6 protein-coding genes are annotated in these 9,744 nt (G+C 30.7%); all 6 read left to right on the forward strand.

Annotated elements, in window-relative coordinates:
* Positions 1–78 precede the first annotated feature (78 nt).
* A complete protein-coding gene (locus ABWP20_RS17630) occupies positions 79–306 on the forward strand; it encodes a hypothetical protein (RefSeq protein WP_353097630.1) in 228 nt (75 codons plus the stop codon).
* A gap of 193 nt (positions 307–499) precedes the next feature.
* The gene (locus ABWP20_RS17635) at positions 500–2,608 is read left to right on the forward strand and encodes a methyl-accepting chemotaxis protein (RefSeq protein ID WP_353097632.1); all 2,109 of its coding nucleotides are present in this window, start codon (positions 500–502) and stop codon (positions 2,606–2,608) included.
* A gap of 147 nt (positions 2,609–2,755) precedes the next feature.
* On the forward strand, positions 2,756–5,233 hold the full coding sequence (locus tag ABWP20_RS17640; protein WP_353097633.1) for an ABC transporter substrate-binding protein: 2,478 nt from the start codon (positions 2,756–2,758) through the stop codon (positions 5,231–5,233).
* An 81-nt stretch (positions 5,234–5,314) separates the two neighbouring features.
* Positions 5,315–7,642, forward strand: a complete 2,328-nt coding sequence (locus ABWP20_RS17645) for an ATP-dependent DNA helicase (protein WP_353097634.1) — start codon at positions 5,315–5,317, stop codon at positions 7,640–7,642.
* 148 nt (positions 7,643–7,790) lie between these two features.
* Positions 7,791–9,146 (forward strand): 23S rRNA (uracil(1939)-C(5))-methyltransferase RlmD, encoded by a 1,356-nt coding sequence (gene rlmD / locus ABWP20_RS17650; RefSeq protein ID WP_353097635.1) that lies wholly within the window; start codon positions 7,791–7,793, stop codon positions 9,144–9,146.
* Positions 9,147–9,152: 6 nt separating this feature from the next.
* Positions 9,153–9,626, forward strand: coding sequence for a GNAT family N-acetyltransferase (locus ABWP20_RS17655; RefSeq protein ID WP_353097636.1), 474 nt, complete (start codon positions 9,153–9,155; stop codon positions 9,624–9,626).
* The last annotated feature ends 118 nt before the right edge of the window (positions 9,627–9,744 follow it).

Raw genomic sequence — 9,744 nt, forward strand, 5'->3', positions numbered from 1 at the left:
TCACTGTGTAAGATACAGTGATTTCAAGCGTTATGAATTATGATTAACGCTATTAATATTATATAATTAGGTGATAAAATGGATAAACAAGAAGATATGTTTAGTATAATAAATATACATAATACAACCCCTGATACAAATATTCCAGCAGGAGTCAAGCTAAAACCAAAAGAACTCTGGTGTCCTTATTGCTCAAAACCTGTTATATTTATAAAAGATAAGAAATTGGGAGTTAAAAAATGTCCTTATTGCAAAGTAAGTAATAGGGACTATAATGTAAAACAAGTTAATAAAAAATGGTTATAAAAAAATCCTTCATTTATTTCAAAAATGAAGGATTTTTTCAAAAACAGATGTAAATATATGGCGAATTAAGTCGATATATGTTAAAATTAACTATAATTTACCAATGAAACATTGTAAATACAACGTTTTGGTAAATATTGGCAAATGATTAACAGTTTATAATGAATGCTTATTAAAAGAAAGGAGAAGAGAAATGAAGTCTATTAAATTTAAAATGTTGGTGAGTATTTTATTAGTGGTATTAATAATATTTGCATCAGTTATTGGCGTAATTACATCAAATTCCTATGGTATGCAGAAAAAACACTCCATAAATTATGTAATAGCAAAGACTGAAACATATGTAGAATTAGCGCAAAGTGAGATAAATAATGCGCTAATAGTCAGTTATTCACTAGCAAGGACATTTGAAGGCATGAAACAAAGTGGAAATGTGGACAGGGCTACAATGAATGAAGTTATGAGAAATATGATAGAGAACAATCCTAATTTAATAGGAGGATGGACAGTTTGGGAACCAAATGCCTTGGATGGTAAGGATAGTGAATATGCAAATACAGTAGGAAATGATGCAACAGGCCGTTTTGTTCCATATTGGAATAGGGCAGATGGTACTATATCTCTTGATACCTGCGGTAGTACTTATGATAATCTAGATGAAAGTGGATTATGGTATCAGACTTCAAAGAATTCTAAGGAGCCAGCAGTATTAGATCCAGTAGTATATAATTTACATGGAAAAGAAGTTATATTGGTTTCCGTTACAATGCCTATTATTTATAATGATAAGGTAGTAGGGGTTACAGGAGTGGATATTTCATTAGATAGATTACAGGAGGTTATATCTGGTATAAGCTTATATGACAGCGGGTATATTCAATTTATTACAGGAAAAGGTTTAATTTTAGGACATAAAGACAGTGAAATGCTTGGTAAGAATGCATTTGAACTATTTCCTGATGAAAAAGTCCAAAAAGTTGTAGAAGAAGGGGGACAAGATACAATAGAGAAAGTTTCGGAGGATGGAGAAAAACAATATTTCACTATAGTTCCTCTAAACATAAATGAAACTAATACTAAATGGTCTTTTATCTCTATCGTACCACGTAGTGAGATATTCCAAGAAATAAGAGAATCTATAGTTAAGGCTATTATTGCAGCTATTGTAGGGATATTAATTTTAATAGTGTTTATCTTAATAATTACTAATACCATAGCAACACCAATTATAAATTTATCTTATATTATTGAAAGATTATCAAAATTTGATTTAACTATTGAAGAAAACAGCAATAAAATGAAATATTTAAATAGAAAAGATGAAATAGGGCGTATTTCTAGAGCATTGGATACTATGCAGAGAAGTTTTGTAGGTCTAATTAGAAATATTGCTGATATTTCTAATCAATTGGCTGCTTCATCAGAAGAATTAACTGCTACTGCTCAACAATCGGCTTCAGCATCTGAAGAAATATCGAGGGCAATTGATGAAATAGCAAGAGCTGCCAGTGAGCAAGCAAAGGATACAGAAATAGGAGCAATAGAAGTAGACAAATTAGGAAAAGAGATAGAAAAAAATCAGGAGAATGCAGTTAATCTAAATAAGGCTGCAAATGAAGTTAATAAATTAAAAGATGAAGGTATTGAAATTATAAAAGAACTTGTTGAAAGAAATAATAAAAATAACAAATCTGCTGCAGAAATATATAAGATTATTGGAAATACAAATGAAAGTGCGGATAGAATAAAAAATGCCAGCAAGATGATAGGAAATATTGCAGAACAAACTAATCTATTAGCTCTTAATGCTGCTATAGAAGCGGCAAGAGCAGGAGAAGCTGGTCGTGGATTTGCTGTTGTTGCAGAAGAAATAAGAAAATTAGCAGAGGAATCTAATTCTTTTACAGAGGATATAACTGAAGTAATAGAAGACTTAGCAAGTAAAACTGAATATGCAGTTACTACTATGGAAGAAGTTAAAGACATTTTACAATCTCAAAACCAAAGTGTAGAATTGACCAACGATAAATTCTATGGAATTGCCTCGGCAGTTGAAAATGTACAAAAAGCAATAGAATCCATTATTAAGTCAGGAGTGGAAATGGAGAAAAAGAAGGAAGAAATCATAGGAGTAATGCAAAATCTATCTGCCATATCACAAGAAAATGCTGCTGGAACAGAAGAATCATCAGCATCTGTAGAAGAACAAAATGCTTCTATGGAGGAAATTTCAAGTGCAAGTGAAGCATTATCAAAAATGGCAGAAGAGATGCAAGAAAATATTGCTAAATTCAAGTATTAGATCTTTTGACTAGGACCAAGAATAGACATCTATAACTTAGATGTCTATTCTTGTAAAATTTATCTAAAAAGAAGGATTTTGAAAACTTTTGTAGAATATAACATTATGTAATAATTTATGTTCTTAGTTTTAATGGGGAGGGAAGAGATGTTTAAATTTATAAGGAAAAGTCAAAAGCAAGAGATGCCAGTATTCGAAGAAAACAATTGTAAGATAGAAATAGAAGAATTATCTAAGGATACGGGAATTTTAAAGAAGAATCAAAAACATATAGTAGAAAGGCTTGCTATGAAAATTGATGAAACAGCCTTTGCAACAGATAATTTAATACAAATTACATATGATTTGGCAGATCATGTAGAAGTTCAGATGTGTTCCATTCATAATGTTATAAATGAAATAGGAAATTATTCAGCATTGGCAGAGGAGGTTTATGCTAGTACTGAGAATTCTAAACAAATTGCAGCAGATACATTAAATATTGCTCATACTGGTAATGATGCCGTGAACAATTCTATTAATGCTATGAAAGAAATAGAAGAATCTGTAATTTATGCTAAGAATGTAGTAAATGATTTAAACCAAAAATCAGAGCGCATTAATGAGATGTTAAAAGTAATAAATAATATTTCCTATAATACAAATTTACTTGCATTAAATGCATCAATAGAAGCTGCAAGAGCAGGAGATGCTGGTCGTGGATTTGCTGTTGTAGCTAATGAGGTAAAAAAACTTGCTGAAAATAGTGCTAATTCAACAAGCCAAATAGCTGAAGTTATTAAAGAGATTAATAATGAAGTTTCTAATACTATAAAGGCAATGAATGATAGTATGACTAAGATAAAAGAAGGAATGGATATTGCTAATAATACTATGGTGGTTTTCAATGAGATAATAGGTGCAATTAACAATACATCAAATGTTACTGAAGAAATAAATGAGGCCATAGCTAAGCAAACAGAAAGTTTGGAGAATGTGATTGATTTAACTTCTGATATGACTAATAATTCAAATAAAGTAACATCCCTTGTAGATATTGCCTCTTTAAATACTAAATATGCAAAAACATCTTTAGATATGTTATCAGGAGTGTCTAAGGATTTAAGGATCATATCAGATAAATTGTTAGAGAATATTGAAACAGGTAAATTAGAGGAAACAATTTTAAACATATCTCTAAATTCTAAGCCCTTGGAGTTTAACCCTCAGCTGTCAAAGGATCAAGATAGTGCTCAAATTTTATTTAATGTTCATGGAGCTCTTCTCTATATTGGAGATACTGGTGAGATTTCCCCTGGAGTAGCTAAGAGTTGGTATGTAGAGGATGATGGAGTTACTTGGGTATTTAGTATAAGAAGGGGAGCAAAGTTTCATAATGGTAGGGAAATAAGTGCAGAAGATATTAAGTATTCTTATGAGATGATGATGTCTCCAAGGCTTCAATCTGCTAATACCTGGTTCCTAGAGCATATTGAAGGGGCGAAGGATTATGTAAATGGAAGGGCAAAGGAGATAGTGGGAATTAAAGTACTTGATAGATATAGGCTTGCTATTAAATTAGTTAGTCCTTATAGTGGATTTTTATTGAATTTAGGTCAATTTAGTACCAGTATTTTAGCTAAGGAAGATTTAGAAAAGGGACAAATCATAGGATGCGGTCCATATATTTTAGATGAAACAACTGATGAATACTGTGTCCTTAAAGCATTTGAAGGGTATTATGGAGGTGCTCCTTATTTAGATAAAATAATTGTTAATTATAAAAATGAAGATATAGCTCAAAGATTTATTGAAGGTAAATATGATTTTGCTACTTTCAATAATAAAGAAGATCTTGAAAGAATAAAGAAACTATCAAATATAAATATAAGTTTAAATGATGTAATGGGAACTTATTATCTTGGATTTAATCTAGAGGGAAATTCTATATTTGCAAAGAGTAAAGAAGCAAGACGAGCTTTAAATATGGGAGTTAACAAAAAGAGAATAATTAGTAATATATTAGGTGACTTAGGAGAAGAAGCTAAGGGACCTATACCTCCTAGAATCGTTGATAATATTTATTTGCAAGGAGTTTCCTACAATCCTTCTATGGCCAAGGATATTCTAAATAAGGAAGGATTATATAAATCAGGAAGTCCTCTAAAAATAGTTATAAGGGATGAACCAGAAACCGCTGTATTTTATAGAATTAGTCAATATATAATCGAAGATTTAAAAGGACTAGGGATTAATCTAGAAATTAGTAAAGTTCCTAATAAAGATTATTTAAAGGCAAATAATATTGCAAAATGCCATATATTTATAGGTAGATGGATAGCTGATACAGGAGAACCAGATAATTATCTACAGCCTTTGTTTAATTACAATAATCAAACTAACACTACAAGATATAATAATCCTGAGGTTTTAGAACTTATGAATAGAGCGAAGGAAATAATTAATCCTAATAAGAAAATGGAAATATATAAGGAGATACAAAATATTTTAATAGATGATTGTCCATTAGTTCCTATTTATCATCCTAGAACAGCATTAGCTTCAAAGAAAAATATAGTTGGTGCGAGAATCAGTCCTTTAGGTATAATAAATTATGAAAATGTTTTAATAGAAGAAAGGGAATAATGTAAAAGGCACTCCTTTGTGGAGTGTCTTTTGATATAATAAATATTATAATGATTTCAAATAATAAAAAAGGAAGATAATATGAGCAATATAATTAAAGTATCCGTTAGAAATTTAGTTGAATTTGTCCTTCGTTCAGGAGATATAGACAATAGTTTTATGTCTATGTCAAGGGCGTTAGAAGGGACTAAAGCTCATCAGAAGGTGCAGAAATCCTATGGTTATGAGTATAAACCAGAGGTAACATTGAAACATGATGTATATTATGATGATTTTATTATAGAATTACAAGGCCGTGCTGATGGTATACTTACACTTTCTGATGAGATAATCATTGACGAAATAAAAAGTACTACTAAGGATTTAGAAGATATAGATGAAGATTATAATGAACTTCATTGGGCTCAGGCTAAATGTTATGGATATATTTATTCGGTGCATAATGATTTAGATTATATACATATTCAACTTACATATTTTCATATAGAATCAGAGGAAAAGAAGATATTTAAAAGAAAATATACCAGAGAAGAATTGAAAGAGTTTTTCTTTTTTCTAACGGATAAATATATTGAATGGGCGAGTATTACTTTTTATTGGGGAGAAACTAGGAATAAATCCATAAGGGAATTATCTTTTCCATTTAGCAGCTATAGAAAAGGTCAAAGAGAACTGGCAGTAGCTGCCTATAGAACTATAGAAGAAGGGAAGAATTTATTTGCTCAAGCACCTACAGGAATTGGCAAGACCATGTCTACATTATTTCCATCTATTAAATCTATTGGAGAAGAAATTACTTCAAAGATATTCTATCTTACTGCCAAGACTATAACTAGAGAAGTTCCTATAACATCTATGGAGATGATGACAGAAAAAGGATTGAGAGCTAAGTCTATTGTAATTACAGCAAAAGATAAGATTTGTTTAAATGATGAGGTTAAATGTAATCCTAGAGATTGTACCTTTGCAAAGGGACATTATAATAGAGTTAATGCAGCTATAATGGATATTTTTGAGAATGAAGATTTGATTACTAGGGATGTGGCTATTTCATATGCTCAAAAGCATAATGTCTGTCCATTTGAATTTGTCCTAGATGTTAGCCTTTGGGCAGATGTGATTATATGTGATTATAATTATGTTTTTGATCCTCAAGTATATTTAAAAAGATTTTTTGAAAATCCCTTTGAAAATTATGTGTTTTTAATAGATGAGGCTCACAACCTGGTAGATAGGTCTAGGGAAATGTTTTCATCTGAAATAAGGAAAGGCAGTTTTCTGGAATTAAGGGATATTTTTAAAGAAGCATATCCTCCTATTTACAAGAGTTTAAATAAAATAAATAGTATATTGAATAAATTAAAGAGAGATTTAGAAGTAGAAGGGGAATACTATCAAAAAGAGGAGATAAGTGATCTATATTATCCTATTAAAAAGCTTATGACAGTTTTAGAACCTTGGCTTGTAGAGGAAAAGAATCATGAAGAATATGATAAGGTTTTAGAACTTTATTTTAACTTATTAACTTTTAATAGAATTTCGGAGTTTTATGATAATCATTATGTGACCTATGTTAAGGAAGTATCTAAAGATTTAATATTAAAGCTATATTGTGTTGACTCATCTTATTTACTAAGAGAGGCTTTAGATAGAGGCAGAGCTTCCATATTTTTTTCAGCTACTTTAACTCCTTTAAAGTATCATATGGATTTACTTGGAGGTAAAAAGGGAGATTACAATATAAAACTTGGTTCTCCTTTTCCAAGGGAAAATTTATGTCTTATGGTTGGCAACAATATTTCTACGAGGTATAAGGATAGGGAAAGGACTTATATAGATATTGTTAGGTACATAGAATCCTTTGTTTTTGCTAAAGAAGGTAACTACTTTGTATTTTTCCCTTCATATGCCTATATGACTAATGTATATAATATGATGATAGATAGAAATCAAGACTTAAATATAATCATCCAAGAGGGCAATATGTCTGAAATAGAGAGGGAAGAGTTTTTATTAAGTTTTGAAAGGGAGAATAACATTATTGCCTTTGCAGTAATGGGGGGAATTTTTTCAGAAGGTATAGATTTAACAGGTGAAAAGCTTATTGGAGCCGTAGTAGTAGGTGTGGGTTTGCCACAGATTTGTTTCGAAAGAAATATAATCAAAGATTATTTTACACATGATTTAGGTGAAGGATATGAATATGCTTACGTATATCCTGGCATGAATAAGGTTTTACAGGCTGCGGGAAGAGTAATACGGTCTTCAGAAGATAGAGGAGCTATTTTACTTATAGATGATAGATATGGAACAAGTAAATATAAGGTTTTATTTCCCAATGAATGGTTAGGATTTAAAAATGTAAGGAATGATATTACTATAAAGAAGATTTTAGAGAAATTCTGGTAATGAGATAGTTTTTTCATTCTTCCTTTATACTTGTAAATATCATGAGTTTTTCGTATAATTATTTTATTAATAATAAATAAGATAAAGTATTGTATCAGGCAGGGGGACCTTTCATTTGTCTTCCTGTCATATTTTTTGGAGGTGTAATATGGCTAGAAAAAATGATTTAATTGAATTTGAGATAAAAGAAGTAGGTTTTCCTAATAAAGGTAGGGCTGTATTTGAAGAACATAATGTTAAGTTTAAAGGTGGAATAGAGGGACAAAGAGTACGTGCTAAAGTTAGTAGAAAGAGAAAAGGTTATATTGAAGCTAAGTTATTAGATGTACTTGAAAAGTCTCCAATTGAAACTGAAATATCTTGTCCTCATTTTGGATTTTGCGGCGGATGCACTTATCAATCCTTGTCCTATGAGAATGAACTGAAACTGAAAGAAAAACAAATAAAGACCTTATTTGAACAAGAAGGATTAGATATAAATTTTTTAGGTATAGAAAAAAGTCCTGTAGTAAATGGATATAGAAATAAAATGGAATATACCTTTGGAGATGAAAAAAAGGATGGGCCGCTATCCTTAGGACTTCATCGTAAGGGAAGATTTTATGAAGTGGTTAATGTAGGGAATTGCAATATTGTAGATAAAGATTTTACTACAATACTTGCTGCAGTACTTAATTACTTTCAAGAATTAAGCATTACTTATTATAATAAAAGATCTCATACAGGTTTCCTAAGACATTTAGTAGTTAGGAAAGCTCTATCTACTGGAGAGATACTTGTGAACTTAGTGACATCTAGTCAGGGAGAATTAGATGAAGAGGAATTTGTTAATAGTTTAAACAGTCTTTCTCTTATGGGAAAAATAACAGGGATACTTCATACAACTAATGATAGCTTATCGGATATTGTAAAGGCAGATAAACTTGAGTTATTATATGGTAAAGATTATATTGTTGAAGAAATGCTAGGATTGAAATTTAAGATATCACCATTTTCTTTCTTCCAGACAAATACCTTTGGTGCTGAGAAACTATACTCCATGGCAAGGGAATTTGCAGGAGATATAGATGATAAGGTAGTATTTGATTTGTATTCAGGTACTGGAACCATTGCTCAGATAATGGCACCAGTGGCGAAGAAGGTAATAGGTATTGAAATAGTAGAAGAGGCAGTAGAAAAGGCTCGTGAAAATGCAAAGCTAAATAATCTTAATAATGTGGAGTTTATAGCAGGCGATGTGTTAAAAGCTGTAGATGATTTAAAAGAGAGACCAGATTTAATAGTTATAGATCCACCAAGGGATGGAATCCATCCAAAGGCTATAAATAAAATCATAGACTTTAATCCAGAAACATTCGTATATGTATCTTGTAATCCTATTACTTTAGTAAGGGATTTGGAGATATTTATTGAAAGAGGATATAAGATAGAGAAGGCAAAATGCATGGACCAGTTTCCAAGGACTCCTCATTGTGAAGTGGTAACATTGCTTTTGAGGGGATGAAAAGACTTGTTTACTTTAATGACAAAAGAATCTGCATTTGAAATATCACAATGGACGTATCCAGATATATATTCTTGCTATGGCTTTGATGGGAGCAGTGAAGAATTAAAAGAGTTTATGAATGGTGAATATTATGCGGCTTTCGATAATGATAATAAAATTTTAGGTTACATTTGTATTGGAAAATCCGCACAAATACCAACTTTAGAGCAGGATGTATATATGGACGAAACTTTTTTAGACATCGGACTTGGATTAAACCCAACATTATGCGGAAATGGGTTTGGCAGTAAGTTTTTGGCGGATGGTATGTCTTTTGCTAATCAGAAATTTAATACAAGTTACTATAGACTTACTGTTGCTTCATTCAACCAAAGGGCAATTAAAGTATATGAGAGAATTGGGTTCAAATATAACATGAGTGTTCATCATGCTGTATCACACGTGATTTTTTATATTATGCTTTATACTACACAATAAAGAATATCCTTTAGATAAAACTTAATATAACCTGTTGTGCTAGTAAATTTGAGATTAGATAAGTTTACCAATTATTTTTTTGAAAAAAAGATACCTCTTAAGAAAGCAATTTGGAAAT

The sequence above is a fragment of the Tissierella praeacuta genome (assembly GCF_040396155.1).
GTDB classification, from domain to species: Bacteria; Bacillota; Clostridia; order Tissierellales; family Tissierellaceae; genus Tissierella; species Tissierella praeacuta_A.

Coding starts and splice junctions, on each gene's coding strand:
- ABWP20_RS17640 (WP_353097633.1), top strand. CDS start 2,756: ATGTTTAAATTTATAAGGAAAAGTCAAAAGCAAGAGATGCCAGTATTC.
- ABWP20_RS17630 (WP_353097630.1), top strand. CDS start 79: ATGGATAAACAAGAAGATATGTTTAGTATAATAAATATACATAATACA.
- rlmD (WP_353097635.1), top strand. CDS start 7,791: ATGGCTAGAAAAAATGATTTAATTGAATTTGAGATAAAAGAAGTAGGT.
- ABWP20_RS17645 (WP_353097634.1), top strand. CDS start 5,315: ATGAGCAATATAATTAAAGTATCCGTTAGAAATTTAGTTGAATTTGTC.
- ABWP20_RS17635 (WP_353097632.1), top strand. CDS start 500: ATGAAGTCTATTAAATTTAAAATGTTGGTGAGTATTTTATTAGTGGTA.